Raw genomic sequence first — 20,401 nt, 5'->3', positions numbered from 1 at the left:
AATGCCGGACACGGGACCTCAGGGGACGAAGAGGTAGTTGCGGCAGTCGTCGGTGATGTGGGTGGTTTCGGCCCAGCTCCCTCCGCGCCTGCGGTGGAGGCCGTATCCGAGGTCGTGGAGATGGCTGACCACGTCGGCCGGCCGTGCTCCGTACTTGTCCATGTGCCTGCTCTCGATCTCCAGGAGCAAGGTCGGCCGGCAGCGGCGCAGAACCTGCTGCGCCCCGGTCAGGACGGCGAGTTCGGCGCCCTCGACATCGGCCTTCAGGAATCCCAGCTTTCCGATGCCCGCCCGGTACGCCAGTTGGTCCAGCGTCCGGACCGGGACCGGCACCGGCCGGGATGTGCGGAACTCGCTGTTGGGGCCGGGCCCGGAGGCCCCCTGGGTCAGGAAGGCGCGCCCGTGCACCGGCAGCCCCCTGCGCCGGGGCAGGCTCAGGGTCCCGTGACCGGGACGGGCACCGAGGGCGGTGCGGTGGACGGTGACGTTGCGGCAGCCCAGGAGCCGGGCGCCGGTGCGCAGCCAGCGGGCGGGACCGGGCAGGGGCTCGACACTGTGCACCCGCCCGGAGGGGCCTACCAGGGCGGCCAGCGTCCACGTGTAGAGGCCGTATTCGGCGCCGATGTCCAAGCAGACGTCGCCGGGCACGACGAACGCGCCGAGACCGGCAACCTCTTCTTCCACGAAGGAGCAGTGGACGGCCGCCCGGCTCAGGGCGGCAGCCACGCCCCTGATGCGCTTGCCGGGCAGGCCGTCGGTGCCGCCGGCCACCCGGCCGGCGGTCTCTCCCCCGGCCCCGTACGGCGGGCGGTGGCCGTCGGCGGGAGACGGCCGTCGGTGCGGCAGCGGGCCGGTCATCATTCCCCTCCCGTGCGGAAGGCGGTGGCGGCGTACGTGCGCCGAGCCGGGACGGCGGGGGCGGCGCGTTCGGGCCGTGCGCCGCGCACCGTCAGGCTGGGGACCGGTTCGCGCGGATCGGCGAGCCGGGCCCACCCCATCAGCACGAGGGGTAGTGCGAGGTAGCCGAAGCGTCCGGCGGGCGCCAGGGTGAAGGCCACGAGCAGGCCGATCGAGAGCCGGTCGGCCGCGGCCCGCAGATGAGCGGGCGGGCGGTGCACTAGGGACGCGGCGACGGCGAGCGCCCCGCAGATCAGCAGACCGACGGCCGCGTACCAGCCGGCCGGACCCAGGTCCGCCAGCAGCCGGCCGGGCAGCGGACTGGCGGCCGGGGTCGGCAGGTCGCCGCGTCCGGTCGGGAAGGCCAGCACCTGCTGGATCATGGCCCCAGGTGAGAGCACCGCGCTGGGCAGGATCAGCAGGGTCGCGCCGGCTACCGCAGTGCCCGCGCACCGCAGGGCTGCCCGGCGGCCCGCCACATGCCCGAGCAGGAGCACGACCACCGCGATCGCGGGCCAGGCGGTCCACTTGAGGGAGCACACTACGGCGAGCGTCAGCCCCGCCGCCGCCGGGCGCCCGCGGGCCGCCATGGCGAGCGCCAGGCAACACAGGCCGGTCAGCGGGAGGTCGACTCCGCTGACACACAGGGGCAGGGCCACCACGGGAGACGCGATCAGCGCCGCCACGGCCGTTCCGTACGGCAACCGCGCGCGCGGGCCCGTAAGGGTGGCGGCCGACCTGGGACGACGGAGCGTCAGCCGAGCCGAGTGCAGGCAGAGAAGAAACACCGCCGCGCACCAGATCCGGGCGTCACCGAGCAGCCGGGCCGCCCAGCCGTGGTCGCCCACCAACGCCTTGGGGATGCCGAGCAGAGCCATGGCGGGGAGGTACGGCGTGTAGTCCGTAACCTTGCGCGGGTGGGGCAGGTACGGGGTTCCCTGCTCCAGAAGCAATCGGCCGGAGCGCTCGATTACGTCGACCTCGCTCTGGGCCCGTCCCGTCAGGACGAGGAAGAGCAGTGGCACCACCACCGCGCCGGCCAGCGCGAGGGCCACCGCCGCACGCCGGGCACGTGGGCCGGGCAGCCCGTAGGAGACGGCTGCGGCAGCCGCGTACCCGAGCGCGGCGCTCGTTCCCCAGAGCCTGTGCGTATCCAGCGAGGAGACCACGGGGAAGGCGGCGGCCCACAGGGCGGCGAGCAGCCATCCTGTGGCCCACGTGCCCCGACGGTTCCACCAGGGGAGGGAGGGGGCCGCGGGGTCGGTGACCGTGTCCGCGGTGGTGACCGGGTATTCGACTCGACGGAATCTCACAGTGCCATTGCACTCGCGGGCGCCGTCGAGGTCATCAGAGCTAGGTCGAGACTTCTTGGTCGGGTTTCCCCTACCGTCACCCGCCCAGGACCCGTGGCCGGCCGCGCCACGAGAATGGAAACTGCCTGCTCGGGTGTTCATGACGCGGGAGCTCAAAGCTGATCTCGCTGTCGCGCGGTCGCGATCTCCAGCAGTCTCGTGACATGCGAGGTCAGATAGAAGTGGTCACCGGGGAACACCCTCACGGAGAACGCGCCGGTAGTGACCGACTCCCAGGCCTTGACCTGGTCCACGTCGACCCGGGGGTCCCGGTCGCCGGTCAGGGCGATGACCTCCGCGCTCACCGGGGTGGCCTCCGGGTCCGGCCGGTAGGTGTCGATCAGGTGGTAGTCGTTGCGGACGATGTCCAGCACCATGGCCCTCAGGTCCGGGTCGTCCAGCACCGCCGACCGCGTACCGCCGAGGTCCGCCATCGTCGCCAGCAGGTCGTCGTCACCACGCGGGCCGGAGTCGACCGATTCGGAGAAGCCCGATATCTCCCGCCCCGACACGCACAGGCGGGTGACCCGGGACGTGCCCGTCGCCTCCAGCAGCCGTAACGTCTCATAGGCGACCGCGGCCCCCATGCTGTGGCCGAACAGAATGGTTTCGCGCCTCCGGTCGGCGCTGAGCGCCTCGGCCACGCCGGCCGCCAACTCCCCCATCGACGCGATCAGCGGTTCGGCAAGGCGGTTCTCCCGCCCGGGGTACTGGACCGCCTCTAATTCGACATCCGGATCGAGGTCCTTGGCCCACGTCCGGAAGAAGCTCGCGCTCCCGCCGGCATGCGGAAAACAAACGACGCGACGAGCCGCCGACGGGTTTCGCTGGTGCGTCACCAGCCAAGATGATGTATTGGACATGAACAAATCTCCCCGTACTTGTCTGACCGAGAACCGCTTCTCAGCCCAGAACCGCTTCGCCCAGCAGAGTCAGCCGGTGGACGACAGAGTTGTTCTTCCGCTCCGTCGTCACGAAACCGGACCGTCGCAGAACCCCCACGTGTTTACTTGCCGATGGATTCGATATGTGAAGGCGGCGCGATATCTCGCCGGTGGAACCGGGTACGCGTACGCTCTCCAGAACGCTCGCCCGGGTGTGCCCGAGGAGTTCACTCAAGGCAGTTCCGCCCTCCGCGCCCTGCCAGAGTCCGGCGGCGGTATCGGCATCCGGTACGACGGCGTACACAAGGGTCGGCGTCCCCTGCCACCCCGTGCTCGAATGGAGCATCAGGGGATTCGGCGCGAAGAGTGACGGAGCCAGGACCAGCCCTTTGCCAGTGAGTTCGATCTCCCTGTCGTGCGGGCCGTGATTCACCCGTAGCACCGGGGCTTCCCAGCTGATGGCTGGATGAAGATTGTTGAGTGCGCTCTCCACACCGCCGGAGACGACGGCCCGGCCGCATACCTCGCGAGCCAGCTCCAGGTAGTTCCGTATCTGCGCCCAGAAAGGTTCCACCGCGGCCGCGTAGAAATTCCTGTCGCCAATCGTCGAGGAACTGGCCGGAGACCTCAGGCGGGTTCGGGAGGTGACTGCGTAGACTTCGGCTGGGCTCATGGCGCGTAACCGCCGCTTAACCCTTCGCCGCCATTCGACGAAGACGTCCTGCTGCGACTCGGCGAGCCGCGCCTCGGCGAAACGTGTTTCGAATTCCGCACCCAGGGTTCCGATGAAGCGAACTCTGGACAGATCCTCAACAGTGAGGCGTAGCATGACCATTATCGATTTTCCCCCTTGTTCGATCCACGGGTGACGCCCGCTCAGCGCCAGTCCACGGACACACCGAGTCCGCTGTACCCCTGGACCAGATTCGATCGCATCCACTCGGGATCGCTCGCCAGTCGTACGGAACGCGCGTGTCCGGCCAACTGAACCAACAGGCCACGCAGTTCGATACGGGCCAGCGCGGCTCCCAGGCAATGGTGCGGTCCGGTACCGAAACCCAAATGCCGGTTCGGTTTACGATCCGGTCGGAAAGTGTGCGGATCCGCGAAGAGCCGCTCGTCACGATTGGCTGCGGACAGCCAGGCGACCACCGGGTCCCCCTTCCGTATCCGCTGCCCCCCGACAGTGCAGTCTTCGGTGGCCACGCGAAGCACATGCATCGCTGGTGACGTCCACCGGACGACCTCCTCGACTGCAAGATCGACTATACCGCCGCCCTCGTGGATCTTGTCCAGGGCGTCCGGGAAGGCTTGCATTATGTGGAAGGCGCCGGTGATCGAGTGCCGAGTGGTCTCGTTCCCGCCGATAAGGACGTTGTCACAGTTGATGACCACATCATCGATGCCCAGCCGGCCGTCGGCGAGCAACGCGCTCACCAGGTCGTCACCTGGCTTCTTCTCCCGCTCGGCAGCCAACTCGTGGAAATAGAAGAGGATTTCCGAGTGGGCTTCGGCGGGCGACATCTTGTCGAATGAGCTCTCCTCGCCCCCGAATGCGTGGTTGGTCAACTCGATCAGGCTCTCCCGGTCACTGAGCGGCACGCCGATGACCTCGCAGACGATGGCGGCGGGGAGGCGGGGCCCGACCTCCAGCGCGACGTCGGTGGTCTCCTGGGACTTCATCCGGTCGATGATTTCCTTGACCTCGCGCTCCAGGACCGAGTTCAGCTCCGGGGCTCGCAGCCGAGAAAGGAACGGCCCGATCAGCCGCTTGAGAGCGGCATGCCAGCTTCCGTCGGTGACCACGAGCATGCGGCCACCAGAGCTGTCGGAATTCTCGGTGTCGAAACCGATCATCATGCCGTGCTCGGAGGTGAAGGGAGCCTTGGGGGAAAGGACGGCACTGCAGTCCTGATGGGAGAAGACGGACCAGAAGCCATTCGGAGAGAATCCCGGTTCGCTCCAGATCCTCGCCTGTGAGGACACGTACTCCTGCCACATCTCGAAGCGCGCTTCGCTCGTGTAGAGATCGGGGTTTGCCAAGTCCATGGTGGTCCGTCTTTCCTCAGGGTCGATCGATGGCGGGGTGGGGCGGGAGGGATCTCAGGCGGTGTTCCCGACCCGGTCCGGCTGTTGGCTCCGGTCGTCCGGCACACCGTGGCGCGACGGGGGGTTGCGCATGACCGGACTCAGAACGGCGCACAGAGCGACCAGCCCCAGGACGCCCCCGCAGACCAACAGGCTGACGAGCCGGCCGCACAGGTCGTAGGCCACCCCGCCCACCAGGGGGGCGATCGCACCGCCACCCGCGCTGCAGATGTTCGCCACGCTCATCACCCGGCCCCGGTGGGTGTCCGGGGTGAGCAGCAACTGGTACGTGGTGAAGTACGCGTTGGCCGTCGGCGCCGTGAAGGCCGTGATGCCGAGCAGGATGCCCGGGGTATAGCTGCCGGGCAGCAGCGCGATGGCGACGGTGAGCACGGCGAAGAGCCACAGGACGACGAAGATTGGGCGCGAGCCGGTCAGCACGCGCTGGAGCTTCGGCGCGGCCAGCGCGCCGAACAGTCCGCCTACCCCCAGCAGAGCCGCCATGACACCGATCAGCCCGGTGCTCATACCGCTGGTCTGCGCCGATGCGATGACGATGAAGTAGACCGAGCCGTAGAAGAAGTTCGTCGCCGTCGCGAAGCCGATACCGAGCCGCAGGAACGGTTGCGTCCTGATCCAGGTGACCCCCTCCAGCAGCTCCTTGGCCGGCCAGCCCTTGGTCTCGGGGCGCGGGGCGGCCGGCTGACGCTTGACGAACAGCAACAGGACGAAGCCGAGGAGGTGGGCCACGGATCCGGCCAGGAACGGGAAGGCACTCTTGGCCGCTTGGAGGAACCCTCCCGCAGAGGTCCCTGCGAGTTGACCGGCGTAGGTGCGCGCCGAGTTCATCGCGACCGCGTCCGACACCTTCTCCGGTGCGACAAGCGTCGGGATCATGGCCTCGCCGGTGGCCAGCAGGACCGCCGTGGCGGCCCCGTTGACCAGGGCCAGGGCCAGCAGCGCGGTCAGCGACGCGGCCCCGGCCCACAGCATCACCGCCAAGGCTCCGAAGACCACCACCAGGACGGCTTCACACCACAGCATGACGGTCCTGCGGTCGTAGCGGTCGGCGATGGCCCCGGCCGGTAGCCCGGCCGCCAGGATGGCCACGGCGTCGGCGAACCCGACCAGGCCGGCCTGGCTGGCCGAGCCGGTGACCGTCAGAACGAGCAGCGGCAGGACGATCAGGGATGTGCTGTAGGCGAACTCGCTGAAGGTCTGGCTCGCCCACAACAGGGTGAAGTCCCGCTTACCGTGTTGCGGATGAGTCATGGCTGCTCCTTCGTCGGTGGTCCAAGGCGGCGATGTGCCCAGTGGAATCGGCTGAGGGCTCAGCCCAGGACGCGGGCGCGGGCCCGGGTGTGCACGTAGGTCCGGCGCAGGTCGCGCACCATGCTGGTGCGCTTGAGCCAGCGGTCCGTACCGTCGTAGCGCGGGGTGAAGACGTCCCGGCCGTGCACGACGCGGAAGTTGTCGAGGAACGCCGCCTCACCCGGCTCCAGCACGACGCGCCCAGCGGACTCCCGCAGCAGCTCCGCGCATTCCTTCAGCGCCGCCTCGGCCTCGGTGTCTCCGGGCAGCGGACTGGTGAAGTCCGCGTCTATGCGGAGGTACGGGGCCTCCACCGGGCCGAAGAGCACGGACGCCAACTCGTGGTCGCGCTCGTCCAGTACGGCCCGCTCCCCCGAGGCGGTCTCCTGCTGAGGGACGTGCGAGTCGTCCGGGTAGAACCGGAAGCGGTCCTGCGCCAGCACTTCGCGCAGGGACTGCGGCAGCGTGACGGAGTCCAGGCTCGCCACGGTGGTGCCCACCCGATCCGGGTTTCGCAGGCACATGAGCGCCACGTAGTCACCACGGCAGGTGTGGAAGACGTCTTCGGTGTGCAGCGTCAGCTGGGTTTCGCTGCTCGCGCTGGTCAGCGACGCCTCCTGGCCCTTGGCGGGGCACACATCGTGGACGAGGCGGCCGTTCTGCTGGTTCTGCCAGGCGAACGGGTCGCCGAGCAGTGAGGCGATCAGGAGCAGGACCAGTTCCTCACGGACCGCGGCGCCCTCCTTCTCCGCGATCTGCCAGCTCGGGGGCGTCGGAACGAGGTCGTCGCTCAGGGGCAGGTTGGCCACCTGGATGACGCCTTCCTCGCCGGCCCGGGAGGCGGCCAGGAACTGCCGTACCCCCAAGGGGATCTTCTCGGCCGAGGCCCTGATCCCGTCGATCTGGTTCAGCGGCTCCCAGGTGTGGTGACTTCCCAGGAACTGATCGGCGATCTCCGCTGTTTCCAGCTTCTCGTCTTGGTTGAGAACGTACCGGGCCACAAGAGGGACCTTTCAGTCGTTGGCCGGCCCCGCGCCGGGGCGCGGGGCACTCGCGATGGGTGGTGCGTCGGCATGCCTGGCGGCCCGACGCGCGCACTATTCGGTGATCTGCCGCAATCCCTCGAGGAATTGGTCGGCGAGGCGCTCGATGGTGGCGCTGTGGTGGATGGCGGCGGAGTGTATCCATTCGATCCGCAGCTCGCCGTCGATGACGGCCGCCACAATGTCGATCAGATGCGGTCGGGGCTGCTCGGGCGCCTGGTCCTGGCCGAGCCCGTCCAGCTGTCCGCGGATCAGGCCGTCCTGGTCGGCGGTGAGGTCCCACTGACCCATGTAGTTGAAGCTGATGTGCGGCTGTTCCTGGGAGGCCAGCGCGCTGCCTGCCTGGTCGGCCGTGGACAGGTAGCGCAGGGCTCCGTACCCCAGGCCCCGTCCGGGCACCTCCCGCAGGCTGCGCTTGACCGCCTTGAGGGCGCGCCCCCAGTCTCCTTCGGGGACGTCGAGGCGGACCGGGTAGATGGTCGTGAACCAGCCGACCGTGCGGGACAGGTCCACATCCTCGAAGAGTTCCTCGCGTCCGTGGCCCTCCAGCGCGATCGTCACGGGGGCGCCGGCCCACCGGCCCAGCACCCGGCCCAGTACCGCCAGCAGCACGTCGTTGATCTGGGTGCGGAACATGCCGGGCACCCGCGTCAGCAGGGACTCGGTGGCCCCACGGCCCAGCCGTACGGTCGTCGCCACGGTATCGCCGTAGGTGTTGACGGCCGAGCCGTCGCGCGGAATCGCAGGCGGACCGCCCGCGGCCGCCCAGTACTCCGCCTCGTCGTCCAGTCCTCCGGAGCGGACATGGCCGGCCAGCCGCTGCGACCACTGCTGGTAGCTGCTGGTCCTGCCGCCCAGGTCGACCGGCCGACCGCCGGCGAGCTGGCCGTACGCCGTGGCCAGGTCCTCCAACACCACGCGCCACGACACGCCGTCCATCACCAGGTGGTGCACGACCAGGAACAGCCGGGGCAGCCGCCCCCGGCCCAGCCGGAAGAAGACGCCGTGCAGCAGGGTGCCGGCGGACAGGTCGAGTGACCTCTGAGCGGTCGACGCGGCCTCTTCGAGCGACCGTTCGAGCCCGGCATCGTCCGCCTCGGACAGGTCGCGCACCAGGAGCGACGGCGCGACGGCGTCACCGTACTCCTGGACCCACCCGCCATCCGTACGGGTGTAGCGCATCCGCAGCGCGTCGTGATGGGCGACCACGGCGGACAGCGCCCGGCCGAGCAGGGTGCTGTCGGTGTCGGGGGCCAGCTCGACGTGCACCGACATCGCGTACTGGTCCGGGTTGACGGTGTGCTCGGCGAGAAACCACCGCTGGATGGGGGTGAGGCCGACCTCGCCCAAGACCGTGCCGGAGTCACCGCCGGCGGCGGAAGCCCGCTCGACCAGCCGGGACAGCGCGGCGATGCTCTGGTGGAGGAAGAGCAGCTTGGAGGTCAGCTGCAGGCCCTGCTGCCGCGCCCGGGAGACGACCTGGATGGAGAGGATCGAGTCGCCCCCGAGGTGGAAGAAGTTGTCATGGATGCCGACCCGCTCGACGCCCAGGACCTCGGCCCAGACCGCGGCCAGGATCTCTTCGGTCGCGTCGCGCGGGGCGGCGTAGTCCGAGTCGAGCCGGTCCGTGTGCACCTCCGGTTCGGGCAGGGCGCGCCGGTCGACCTTGCCGCTCGGGGTCAGCGGAAGGGCGTCCAGCGTGACGAACACCGCCGGGACCATGTAGTCGGGCAGCGAGCCGGCCAGGTGCTCTCGCAGCTCCGGCGTGGAGATGTCGTGGCCGCTGACGAGGTAGGCGACCAGCCTGCGGTGTCCGCTCTCCTGCTGGTGGGCCACCACGACGGCCTCGCGCACCCCTTCGTGGCGGACCAGGACGGTCTCGATCTCGCCCAGTTCAATGCGGAACCCGCGGATCTTGACCTGGTCGTCGGCGCGGCCGAGGTGCTCCAGCGTGCCGTCGTCCCGCCAGCGGGCGATGTCGCCGGAGCGGTACATCCGCTCCCCCGGCTCGCCGTAGGGGTTGGCCGGGAAGCGCTCGGCAGTGAGCTCGGGCCGGTGCAGGTAGCCGCGCGCCAGGCTGGCGCCGCTCACGTGGATCTCGCCCGGGACGCCGATGGGAACGGGCGCACCCGCCTCGTCGAGCAGCAGGACCCGGTAGCTCGGCAGCGGCTTGCCCGCCGGGATGCGGCCGCCGGCCGCCACGTGCTCGGCCAGCACCTCCTGATAGGTGACGTGCACCGTCGTCTCGGTGATGCCGTACATGTTCACGAGCCGGGCCGCGCCCCGCTCCTCGCCGCCGCCGAAGCGGTCGAACCAGGTCATCAGGTGCTTCGGCTCCAGCGCCTCACCGCCGAAGACCACCCAGCGCAGGTCGGGCAGCGTCCCGGCGTCACGCTCCGCCGCGCTCTCCACGAGCTCGCGGAACATCGACGGCGTCTGGTTGAGCACCGTCACGCCCTCGTCGCGCAGGAGGGTCCACATCGCCTCAGGGCTACGGGCCACGTCCTGTGGCACGATCACCGCGTGGCCGCCCGTGCTCAGGCAGCCCCACAGTTCCCAGACCGAGAAGTCGAACGCGTACGAATGGAAGACCGTCCACACGTCCCGCTCGTGGAACCCGTAGGCCGGCTGGCAGTTCGCCAGCAGGTTGAGCACCGTGGAGTGTTCGATGGCGACGCCCTTGGGGCGCCCGGTGGAGCCGGAGGTGTAGATGACGTACGCCAGGTCCGCGCCGGTCACCGGGACCTGGGGTGCGGTGACCGGCAGCCTGCCGATCGCGGCGGCGTCGCGGTCCAGGTCTACGATCACGGTGTCGGCCGCCGGGAGCCGTTCCTGCAGGCCCCTGTGCGTCACCAGGAGCCCGGCTCCGGAGTCGCGCAGCATGTACTCCAGCCGGTCCGCCGGATACGCAGGGTCCAACGGCACGTACGCCGCACCGGACTTCATGATTCCCAGCAGGCCGACGGCCATCTGCGCACTGCGCTCGACCGACAGGCCGACCAGCAGGTCGGGGCCGGCTCCCAGCGCGATCAGGTGGTGCGCGAGCCGGTTCGCCCTCTCGTCCAGCTCCCGGTAGGTCAGGGTCTCCCGACCGCAGGACACGGCTGTGGCCTCCGGGGTGGCGGCGGCCATCGCGGCGACGTGGTCGTGGATCGCGCCGGACGGCACCGGCTCGGCGCGCGCCGCGTTCCACTCGTGCACCACACGCTCCAGCTCGGCCCCCGTGACCAGCGGGAGGGCCGAGACGGGGGCCTTGGGCTCGGCGGCCACGCCGTCCAAGAGGACTCCGACGTGCTCGGCGAACCGGGCGATCGTCGCCTCGTCGAACAGCTCGGTGCTGTACTCGACCAGGACCGACAGACCCGACTCGTGTTCCTCGAACTCGATGGTGAGGTCGTACAGGGCGGTGTCCCGCTCCATGGCGAAGTCTCCGACTCGGACGCCGGGCAGCTCCGGGTTCATCCCCGGGGCGTTCTGCATGACGACCATGACCTGGAAGAGCGGCGTGCGGCTGGTGTCGCGCTCCCGCTGCACCGCCTCCACCACCCGTTCGAAAGGCACCTCCTCGTGCGTGAAGGCGTCCAGGACCGTCTCCCGGACCTGACCCACGAGCTCACCGAAGGACAGCTGCGGGTCGATGTGCGAGCGCAGTACGACGGTGTTGGCGAGGAACCCGACCAGCTGTTCCAGGCCGGCGTGCCCGCGGCCCGCCGAGACCGTGCCGACCGCGATGTCCCGCTGTCCCGAGTACCGGGAGAAGATCACCTTCAGTACGGCGGTCAGCACGATGAACAGGGTCGCGCCCTGCTCACGGGCCGCCTTCTTGACCCCCTCGACGACGGGCAGCGGCACCTCGAAGCCGTAGGCCGCGCCGGCCGCGGAACGCACTGCGGGACGCAGCCGGTCCGTGGGCAGCTCAAGCGGGGTGATGCCCTCCAGGTGCTCGCGCCACCAGGCCAGCTGGGTGTCCAGCAGACCGCCGTCCTCCAGCCGGCCGCGCTGCCAGGCGGCAAAGTCCGGATACTGCACCGGGACCTGCGGCAGTCGCGGTTCGGCGCCCCGCACCCGGGCCGCGTACAGCTCACCCAGCTCATGGGCGACGATGCCCACCGACCAGCCGTCGGTGACGATGTGGTGCATGCCGATGGCGAAGACGTGCTCGTCGGCGGTCAGCCGCACCAGGAGGACCCTCAGCAGCGGGCCGCGCTCGAGGTCGTACGGCCGTGCCAACTCGCTGCGTACAATCTCCGACAGGCGCTCCTCGCGTTCGTCGGCGGCGGCCGTCGACAGGTCGGCGGTGATCCAGCGTGGCTCCAGGACCGGGTGGACGCGCTGCACACCCCGGCCGTCGATCATGTCGAACGTGGTGCGCAGTGACTCGTGCCGGTCGACCAGGTCGACGGTGGCGGCGCGCAGCGCGGCCGTGTCCAGGTCGCCGGTCAGCCGCATGGCGGCCGTGGAGTGGTACTCCGTGCTGTCCTCGTTGAAGTCCTGGAGGAACCACAGGCGCTGCTGGCCGAAGGACATCGGCAGCGTGCCCGTGCGGTCGGCCACCGGGATCGAGGTGTCCGCGGGCACCTGGTCCGGTGCCAGCGACGCGGCCATCGCCGCGACCGTCGGGGCGTCGAACAGCAGACGTGGCGAGAGCTGGACGCCAAGGGCCCGGTGCGCCCGGGAAACCACCTGGATGGCGACGATGGAGTTGCCGCCCAGGTCGAAGAAGTTGTCGTGAACGCCGACGCGTTTGGTGCCCAGCACCTCCGCCCAGATCCCGGCCAGGGCCTCCTCGGCCGCATCGCGCGGGGCGACGTATGTCCAGCCCGGCCGGCCGCCCTGGATCTCGGGCCGCGGCAGCGCCTTCACGTCGATCTTGCCGTTCGGGGTCACCGGCATCCGGTCCATGTGGACGAACGCTGCCGGCACCATGTGGTCGGGCAGCGAACCGGCCAGAGCCGAGCGCAGCTCACTGCTCGTCAGCTCCCGGTCCGCGGTGAAGTAGGCGACCAGTCGCTTGTCGCCGGGGTTCTCCTCTCGCACGACCACGGAGACCAGGCCGATTCCTTCCTGGGCGCCCAGCACGCCCTCGATCTCGCCCAGCTCGATGCGGTAGCCACGGATCTTGACCTGCCCGTCGGCGCGGCCTATGAACTCCAGCCGGCCGTCACCGCGCCAGCGCACCACGTCCCCCGTCCTGTACATCCGCTCTCCGGGAGCGCCGAAGGGGCAGGCCACGAACCGCTCCGCGGTCAGCCCCGGCCGGTTGATGTATCCCCGGGCCAGTACGGGGCCGGCCGCGTACAGCTCGCCGGCCACGCCGGCCGGCACCGGACGCAGGTTCGCGTCCAGCACGAGCAGTGCGGCGTTCGCGATCGGGCCGCCGATCAGGACGGTGTCGCCGTCGCCGGGCCCGCGGTATTCGGCCGCGGTGATCTGGATGGTTGCCTCGGTGGGCCCGTACAGGTTGACCAACGGCAGGTCCCACGCCGCGCACAGTGCGTCCGCGAGGCCCTTGGGCAGCGGCTCCCCGCCGATGAATATCCGCTTGAGCGCCTTGGGCTTGCGTTCCAGCGGGATCGTGGCCAGCAGGGAGGGTACGAATTGCGCGAGGGTGATGCCGCGCCGGTCCATGAAGTCGGCCAGCTGGAACGGGTCCTTGGACACGTCCGTGGAGACGATGTGGCCCGTGGCACCGGAGAGCACCGACAGCATCAGCTCCCACACCGAAACGTCGAAGCTGATGGAGGTCCGCATCAGGACCTGGTCACTGGGGTCGACCGGGAAGGCCGTCTTGAGCCACGCAAGCTGGTTGGCCAGGTTGTCGTGAGGGATGCCGACGCCCTTGGGCTTGCCGGTGGAACCGGAGGTGTAGATCACATAGGCCAGATGTGCGCCGCGCAGGTCGATCGCGGGGGCCGACGCGGGCCGGTCCCGCAGCACCGGTCCGTCGGCCTCCAGGTCCACCACCGCTGCCTCGGTGTCCGGCAGCCGGTCCTGTATGCCCTGGTGGGTCACGAGCAGCCGCGCGCCGGAGTCGTGCAGCATGTACGCCAGGCGCTCGGCCGGGTAGGCGGGGTCCAGCGGCAGGTACGCGGCGCCGGATTTCAGGATTCCCAGCAGGCCGACCATCATGTGTGGGCCGCGGTCGGCGGCCAGTCCCACCACGCGGTCGGGGCCTGCCCCCAGGGCGATCAGGTGGTGGGCGAGCCGGTTCGACCGCTCGTCCAGCTCCTGGTAGGTCAGCGACGTGTCCTCGAAGGTGACGGCCACGGTGTCCGGCGTCGCGGCCACCCACGCGGCGAACCGGTCGAGGACGGAGTCTTCCGAGACCTCTACCGCACTCGTCGCGTTCCACTCGCGCACGACCTGGTCGAACTCGCCGTCCGAGAGCATCGGCACCGCCGACACCGCCCGCTGGGGGTCGGCGACCATGGCGGTCAGCAAGGTCTCGAAGTGCCGTGCCAGCCGCACGATGGTGGACTCGTCGAACAGCTCGGCGTCGTAGGACAGGGAGTACGCGAACTCATCGCCGGCGTAGGCGATCAGATTCAGCGGGAAGTTCGTCGCCTCCACGCCCTCCAAGCCCCGCAGTCGCAGGCCCTCGTCAGCGGCCGTCCGGTCGTTCATCGGGTAGTTCTCGAAGACGACGAGGCTGTCGAAGAGGTTGGTGCCGCGCTCGACGCCGCTCCAGCTCTGGATCTGTCCCAGCGGTACATACTCGTAGCCGCGCGCCTCGACCTGTGCCCGCTGCACCTCGGCCAGCCACTGGGCGACGGGCGTGCTCGTGCCGGCTGTGATTCGTACGGGCAGGGTGTTGATCATCATGCCGACGATCGAGTCGATACCCGTCAGGTCGACAGGGCGGCCCGAGACCGTCGCGCCGAAGACCACGTCCCGCTCACCGGCGTGGCGTGCCAGCAGCAGCGCCCAGGCGCCCTGCACCACTGCGTTCACCGTCAGCCGGTGGCGCCGCGCGAAGTCGAACAGCTCCTTGGACGCCTGCGGCGAGAACTGCTCGACCAGGCTGTCGGTGGACCGCGACCGGTGGCTGGACGCCGGGCGGCGGTCGTACGGCAGCGGCGTCGGCTCGTCGAAGCCCGCCAGCAGCCCTCGCCAGTACTCCTCGGCCTGCGCCAGATCCTGTTCTTCCAACCAGCGGACGTACGCGCTGAACGGCCGCCGGGCCGGCAGCGCCGGCGTCCCGCCCGCGGACAGCGCCCCGTAGGCCGAGGACAGCTCGGAGAGCATCTGGAAGGTGCTCCAGCCGTCTAGGAGGACGTGATGGGAGGTGCGCACGACGCGGACGCTGGTGTCGGAGGTCCGGATAAGTGCCAGCCGGGCCAGCGGCGCGACGGACAGGTTCAGGCCCTGGGCGCGGTCCTCTGCCAGGAAGCGCTCCAGCGCCGCCTGCTGGTCCGCCTCCCCCATCCCCCGCCAGTCCAGGTGCCGGACGGGCAGCTCCGCCTGCCGGTTGATCACCATCAGCGGCCGGTCCACCTGGTCCCACACCAGCGAGCCGCGCAGGATCTCCAGGTGATCGGTAACCGCCTGCCAGGCGCGGGCGAGCAGGTCCGGGTCCGGGACACCGTCGAAGACGAAGGCCATCTGCTCGAAGTAGGTGGGCGACTCGGGGTCGGCCAGCGTGTGGAAGAGCATGCCGGCCTGCATCGGCGTCAGCGGATAGATGTCCTCCACCGCGCGCCCGTCGCCGACGATCCGGTCGACGCCGGCCTGGTCGAGACCGGCCAGCGGGAAGTCCGACGGCGTGGCGCCGCCACTGCCCTCGGCCAGGCAGTGCTCGACGATCTCGCGCAGCGCCGCCAGGAACTCCCCGGCGACCCGATCGATCGTGGCGGGGTCGAAGACCCTGTCGGAGAACGTCCAGCTGACGCCGAGCCGACCGTCCTCGACCATGCCGATGACGTCGAGGAGGTACGGGCGGGGCTCGTCGGGCTCGTGGTCGAGGCCGAGTGCCGGCAGCCGGTCACGGACGAGGCCGTCCTGACTGGTCGTGCCGTGCCACTGGCCGAGGTAGTTGAAGCTGATCTGCGGCAGTCGGTCCTGGTGCAGCGAGTGGCCCGGGGTGCCGGGCCGGGAGAGGAAGCGCAGCGCGTCGTAGCCCAGGCCGCGGCCGGGGATCGCGCGCAACTGCTCCTTGACGGACTTGACGGTCTCGCCCCAGGAGCGGTCGCCTGGCACGGTGAGCGCCACGGGGAAGTGGGAGGTGAACCAGCCGACGGTGCGGGACAGGTCGAGGTCGTCGAACAGCTCCTCGCGCCCGTGGCCCTCCATGCCGATGACCACCCGGTCCAGGCCGATCCATCGGGTCATGGCCCGGCCCAGCGCGCTGACCAGGACGTCGTTGATCTGCGTGCGGTAGACGGAGGGCACCTGGTGGAGGAGGGCGTCCGTCTCCGCCTGGCTCAGCCGTACTTCGACGGTCCGCTCGTGCGCGGTGACGTTCTCGCCGGAGTGGTCGGTGGGCAGGAGCGGGGCGTTGTCCGGGGCCACGCCGGACCAGTGCTCGATCTCGTGGTCGAGCCCGCCGGAGCGGACATGGTCGGCCAGCCGCTGCGACCACTGCTGGTAGCTGCTGGTCCTGCCGCCCAGGTCGACCGGCCGACCGCCGGCGAGCTGGCCGTACGCCGTGGCCAGGTCCTCCAACACCACGCGCCACGACACGCCGTCCATCACCACGTGGTGCACCGCGAGGAACAAGCGGGGCGCCTGGCCCTCGCCCAGCCGGACGAAAACGCCCTTCACCAGTTCGCCCGTGGACAGGTCGTGCGACCGCTGGGCGGCGAGGGCGGCGTCGTCCAGGGCACGGTCGCGTTCGGTGGCGCCCGAGGTGGCGAGGTCGAGCTCATCGAGCAGGGCCCCGGCCGGGCGGCTGCCGTACTCCTGGGTCCATCGCCCGCCGAGCTTGACGTAGCGCATCCGCAGCGCGTCGTGGTGCGCGACCACGGCGTCCAGCGCGCGACCCAGGACAGCGCTGTCCGTAACGGGGTCCAGTTCGACCTGCACCGACATCGTGTAGTGGTCCGGGTTGACGGTGTGCGTCGTGAAGAACCACTCCTGGATCGGGGTGAGCTCGACGCGCCCGGAGACCGCGCCCGCATCGGCGGCCACTGCGGTGACCGCGGCCTTCTCTACGACGGTGGCCAGTGCGGCGACACTCTGGTGGACGAAGAGCAGCTTGGAGGTCAGCGCCAGACCTGCCTGGCGGGCCCGGGAGACGACCTGGATGGACAGGATCGAGTCCCCGCCCAGGTCGAAGAAGTTGTCGTGGATGCCGACGCGTTCGACGCCCAGGACCTCCGCCCACGCGCCGGCCAGAATCTCCTCGACCTCGTCGCGCGGTGCCACGTACTGATCGTCCGGCCGGCCGGCGCCCGCGTCGGGCTCCGGCAGAGCGCGCCGGTCCACCTTGCCGCCCGGGGTCAGCGGCAGCTCGTCCAGGGTCACGAACACGGCCGGGACCATGTAGTCCGGCAGCAGGCCGCTGAGGTGGCCGCGCAGGTCGGAAGGGTGCAGTTCGCGGGCGGTGACGAGGTAGGCCGCCAGGCGCCGGCGCCCGGAGTCCTCCTGGCGTGCCACCACCACGGCGTCCTCGACGTCCGGGTGCGACAGGACGGCGCTCTCGACCTCACCGAGCTCGACGCGGAAGCCGCGGATCTTGACCTGGTCGTCCGCCCGGCCGAGGAACTCCAGGTCACCTCCGGGCAGCAGGCGGGCCCGGTCGCCCGTGCGGTAGAGCCGGTCCGCGCTGTTGAAGGGGTTTGTCACGAAGCGCTCGGCGGTCAGGTCGTCACGGTTGTGGTAGCCGCGGCCGACGCCGTCGCCGCCGATGTGGATCTCGCCGGGCACGCCCACCGGAACGGGCTGCATCGCGGCATCCAGGACGTAGACCCGGGTATTGGGCAGCGGCTTGCCGATGGGGACGAACACGCTGTCGCGCAGCGCATCGTGGGAGGGGACGAAGACGGTGGAGTCGACGGTGGCCTCCGTGCCGCCGTATGCGTTGACGATGACGGCGTCGTGCCGGACCTGGCGCAGCAGCGCCAGGCAGTCCTCGACCCGCCAGCCCTCGGAGCCGACGGAGATCAGCCGCAGCGGGGGGAAGCCGTCGCCGCGCCGCTCGACCTCGTGCAGGACGGCGTTCATCAGGGAGGGCACGATCTCGATGCCGGTGGCTCCGGTTCGCGCGATCAGGTCGAGGAGTGCGGACGGGTCGGTGGCCACGTCCTTGGACGCGATGATCAGCGCGCCGCCGAAGGGGAGCGAGCGGATGAGGTCCGCGAAGAAGAGGTCCACGGAGAGGCTGGAGACGGACAGGAAACGCAGCTCGAGCCCGCTCAGGTCGTACTGCTCGTCCCAGGCGGCGCAGATGTGCCGTACGTTGCGGTGCTCGATGGCAACGCCCTTGGGGTTGCCCGTGGAGCCCGAGGTGTAGATGACGTAGGCCAGGTCGGTGGAGGAGACGGCGGTGTCGGGCGCCGTGACCGGCCGCCCCTCGATCGTGGTGCGGTCGGCCTCCAGGCCCACCAGCACGGCGTCCGTGTGCGGGAGGATGCCGCAGGTCGCGTCGTGCGTGACGATCAGGCCGGCGCCGGACTCCTGGAGCATGTAGGCGAGCCGCTCGGCCGGGAACGCCGGATCGAGCGGTACGTAGGCCGCCCCCGCCTTGAGGATGCCGAGCAGGCCGACGGCCATCCGGCTGCCGCGCTCGACGCACAGGCCGACCAAGGAGCCCGGGCCCGCGCCGTGCTCGCGCAGGTGGTGGGCGAGCTGGTTGGCGCGCTCGTCCAGTTCACGGTAGGTGAGGATGTCGCCTTCGCTGATCACGGCCACCGCGTCCGGGGTCCGTGCGGCCTGCTCGGCGAACCGCTCGTGGATGAGGGCGTCGGATCCGTCGGTGGACTCCGTCGCGTTCCAGTCCACGACGATCTGCCGGTACTCGTCATCGGTCAGCATCGGCAGTTCCGACACCGCCCGCCCGGGGTCGGCGGCAGCCGAGGCGAGGAGGGTGTTGAGGTGACCTGTCAGCCGGGTGATCGTCGCCGCGTCGAAGAGTTCGGTGCTGTACTCGACGAGCCCGATCAGGCTGCCGTCGCGCTCCTCGAACTCCAAGGTGAGGTCGAGCAGGGACGCGTCCCGGTCCAGCGGGTATTCGGTGGTCTCGACCGCGGGGAACACCACGGACTCGGCAGGGGCGTTCTGCAGGACGACGCTCGCCTGGATCAGCGGCGTACGACTGGTGTCGCGCTCCGGTTGCAGCGCCTCCACCAGTCGGTCGAACGGCACGTCCTCGTGGGCGAACGCGTCGAGGACGGTCTCCTTGACCTGCCCCAGCAGGTCACCGAAGGAGATGTCAGGGCCGACCTGGGATCGCAGCACGACGGTGTTGACCACGAACCCGACCAGCTGCTCCAGCTCCGGCCGGCTCCGGCCCGACGACGAGGTGCCGACCGCGATGTCCTGCTGCCCCGAATAGCGGGCGAGGAGCACGTTGACCGCCGCCGTCAGGGCCATGAACAGCGTGGCGCCCCGCCGGCGCGCCAGGTCCTTGATCCCGGTGAGGGTCGTCGCGGGCACCTCGAAGAGCTGGGCGGCGCCGGCCGAGGAGCGTACGGCAGACCTGGGGCGGTCGGTGGGCAGCTCCAGCGGCGAGAGTCCGGCCAGCCGTTCGCGCCACCAGGCCAGCTGCTCGGTCAGCAGCTTCCCCTCCTCCAGCCGGCCACGCTGCCAGGCAGCGAAGTCCGGGTACTGGAGGGCCACTTCGGGCAGCGTCGCATCCCGCTGTGCCACCCCGGCCGCATACAGCTCGCCCCACTCGCGCGCCGCGATCCCCATCGACCAGCCGTCGATCACGATGTGGTGCATTCCCAGGACGCAGATGTGTTCGGCGGCCGACAGCTTCACCAGCAGTACGCGTACCAGCGGGCCGCTGCCGAGGTCGTACGGGCGCCCCATCTCGGCCCGCACCAGCTCACGGGCCCGCTCCTCGCGGCGGGCCTCGGGAACGTCAGATATGTCCGCGGCCGTCCACTGGGGCGCGGCATCGGGGCGCAGCACCTGGATGCCGCGCCCGTCCACCATCTCGAAGGTGGTGTGCAGCGCCTCGTGCCGGGCCACCAGCTCCCCGGCCGCCGCCCTCAGGGCCATCGCGTCCACCGGGCCGGTCAGCCGCAGGGCCAGCGCCAGATGGTAGTCGGCGCTGCCCGGCGCGAAGTCCTCCATGAACCACAGGCGCTGCTGCCCGTGGGACATGGGCAATGCCCCTGCGCGCGAGACCGCGGGGATCGTGGGTCCGGCGGCGTCGGACCCGCCGGCCAGGCGCTTCGCAAGCGCGTCTCGCAGGTGCGCGGGAAGCGCGGCGATCCGGTCCTCGCGAGAAGACGGCGTGTTCATAAGGACTCCCAGGAGACGTGGACGCCTGCTGGCGAGGCGAACCACAAGAGGCGAACCGCAGAATGTGTGCGCGCCAGGGGTGGCGGGCGGCGCGAGGCCGCCACGCCACCGCCCAGGGCAAAGAGTGGTGCGGTGGTGTTATAGGTCCTGGTGGGGCTGAGGGGGCGTGGGTCAGCCGGTGGCGAGGCTCTTGGGCCGCATGTCGGTCCAGTTGGTCTCGACGTACGTGAGGCACTCCTCACGCGGCCGGTCCGCCAGAACGACGGTCCAGCCGGCCGGCACCTCGTTGGTGGCGGGCCACAGGGAGTGCTGGCCCTCGTCGTTCACCAGAATGCTGAAGGAACGGTCGGACTGCTCAAAGGGGTTGGACATGATCTCCGGCCTTTCGATGGTGGGGTGGGGCGGCGGCCCGCGCCGG

General features: G+C 70.3%; 9 protein-coding genes. All 9 read right to left on the bottom strand.

Features of this window, described 5'->3' with window-relative positions:
• Nucleotides 1-18 precede the first annotated feature (18 nt).
• A complete protein-coding gene (locus tag ACIA5F_RS14240; RefSeq protein ID WP_399352529.1) occupies nt 19-771 on the bottom strand; it encodes an FkbM family methyltransferase in 753 nt (250 codons plus the stop codon).
• A gap of 86 nt (nt 772-857) precedes the next feature.
• Nucleotides 858-2,210, bottom strand: a complete 1,353-nt coding sequence (locus ACIA5F_RS14235) for a glycosyltransferase 87 family protein (protein ID WP_399352527.1) — start codon at nt 2,208-2,210, stop codon at nt 858-860.
• A 152-nt stretch (nt 2,211-2,362) separates the two neighbouring features.
• A complete protein-coding gene (locus ACIA5F_RS14230) occupies nt 2,363-3,088 on the bottom strand; it encodes a thioesterase II family protein (protein WP_399352525.1) in 726 nt (241 codons plus the stop codon).
• Nucleotides 3,089-3,152: 64 nt separating this feature from the next.
• Entirely contained in the window at nt 3,153-3,968 is an 816-nt protein-coding gene (locus ACIA5F_RS14225; protein WP_399352523.1) for an ArsR/SmtB family transcription factor, read from the bottom strand.
• A gap of 41 nt (nt 3,969-4,009) precedes the next feature.
• Complete coding sequence (locus ACIA5F_RS14220; RefSeq protein WP_399352521.1) at nt 4,010-5,182, bottom strand: cytochrome P450; 1,173 nt, start codon at nt 5,180-5,182, stop codon at nt 4,010-4,012.
• 54 nt (nt 5,183-5,236) lie between these two features.
• Nucleotides 5,237-6,493, bottom strand: a complete 1,257-nt coding sequence (locus ACIA5F_RS14215) for an MFS transporter (protein WP_399352519.1) — start codon at nt 6,491-6,493, stop codon at nt 5,237-5,239.
• 59 nt (nt 6,494-6,552) lie between these two features.
• Nucleotides 6,553-7,533: a TauD/TfdA family dioxygenase gene (locus ACIA5F_RS14210; protein WP_399352517.1), complete on the bottom strand. Its 981-nt coding sequence runs from the start codon at nt 7,531-7,533 to the stop codon at nt 6,553-6,555.
• Nucleotides 7,534-7,629: 96 nt separating this feature from the next.
• Nucleotides 7,630-19,842 carry an amino acid adenylation domain-containing protein gene (locus tag ACIA5F_RS14205; protein ID WP_399352515.1) on the bottom strand — a complete coding sequence of 4,071 codons (12,213 nt, stop codon included), beginning with the start codon at nt 19,840-19,842 and terminating at the stop codon, nt 7,630-7,632.
• A 312-nt stretch (nt 19,843-20,154) separates the two neighbouring features.
• Nucleotides 20,155-20,355 carry an MbtH family protein gene (locus tag ACIA5F_RS14200; protein WP_399352513.1) on the bottom strand — a complete coding sequence of 67 codons (201 nt, stop codon included), beginning with the start codon at nt 20,353-20,355 and terminating at the stop codon, nt 20,155-20,157.
• Nucleotides 20,356-20,401: the final 46 nt, after the last annotated feature.

Source organism: Streptomyces sp. NPDC051567 (genome assembly GCF_044454165.1).
GTDB lineage: Bacteria > Actinomycetota > Actinomycetes > Streptomycetales > Streptomycetaceae > Streptomyces.
The sequence above is the reverse complement of the archived record's forward strand: the minus strand, read 5'-3'. Positions and strand labels throughout refer to the sequence as shown.

What these genes read in the sequence shown, in the direction of transcription:
- ACIA5F_RS14225 (WP_399352523.1), bottom strand. Translation starts at nt 3,968, where the DNA reads ATGGTCATGCTACGCCTCACTGTTGAGGATCTGTCCAGAGTTCGCTTC.
- ACIA5F_RS14220 (WP_399352521.1), bottom strand. Translation starts at nt 5,182, where the DNA reads ATGGACTTGGCAAACCCCGATCTCTACACGAGCGAAGCGCGCTTCGAG.
- ACIA5F_RS14215 (WP_399352519.1), bottom strand. Translation starts at nt 6,493, where the DNA reads ATGACTCATCCGCAACACGGTAAGCGGGACTTCACCCTGTTGTGGGCG.
- ACIA5F_RS14205 (WP_399352515.1), bottom strand. Translation starts at nt 19,842, where the DNA reads ATGTCCCACGGGCAGCAGCGCCTGTGGTTCATGGAGGACTTCGCGCCG.
- ACIA5F_RS14200 (WP_399352513.1), bottom strand. Translation starts at nt 20,355, where the DNA reads ATGTCCAACCCCTTTGAGCAGTCCGACCGTTCCTTCAGCATTCTGGTG.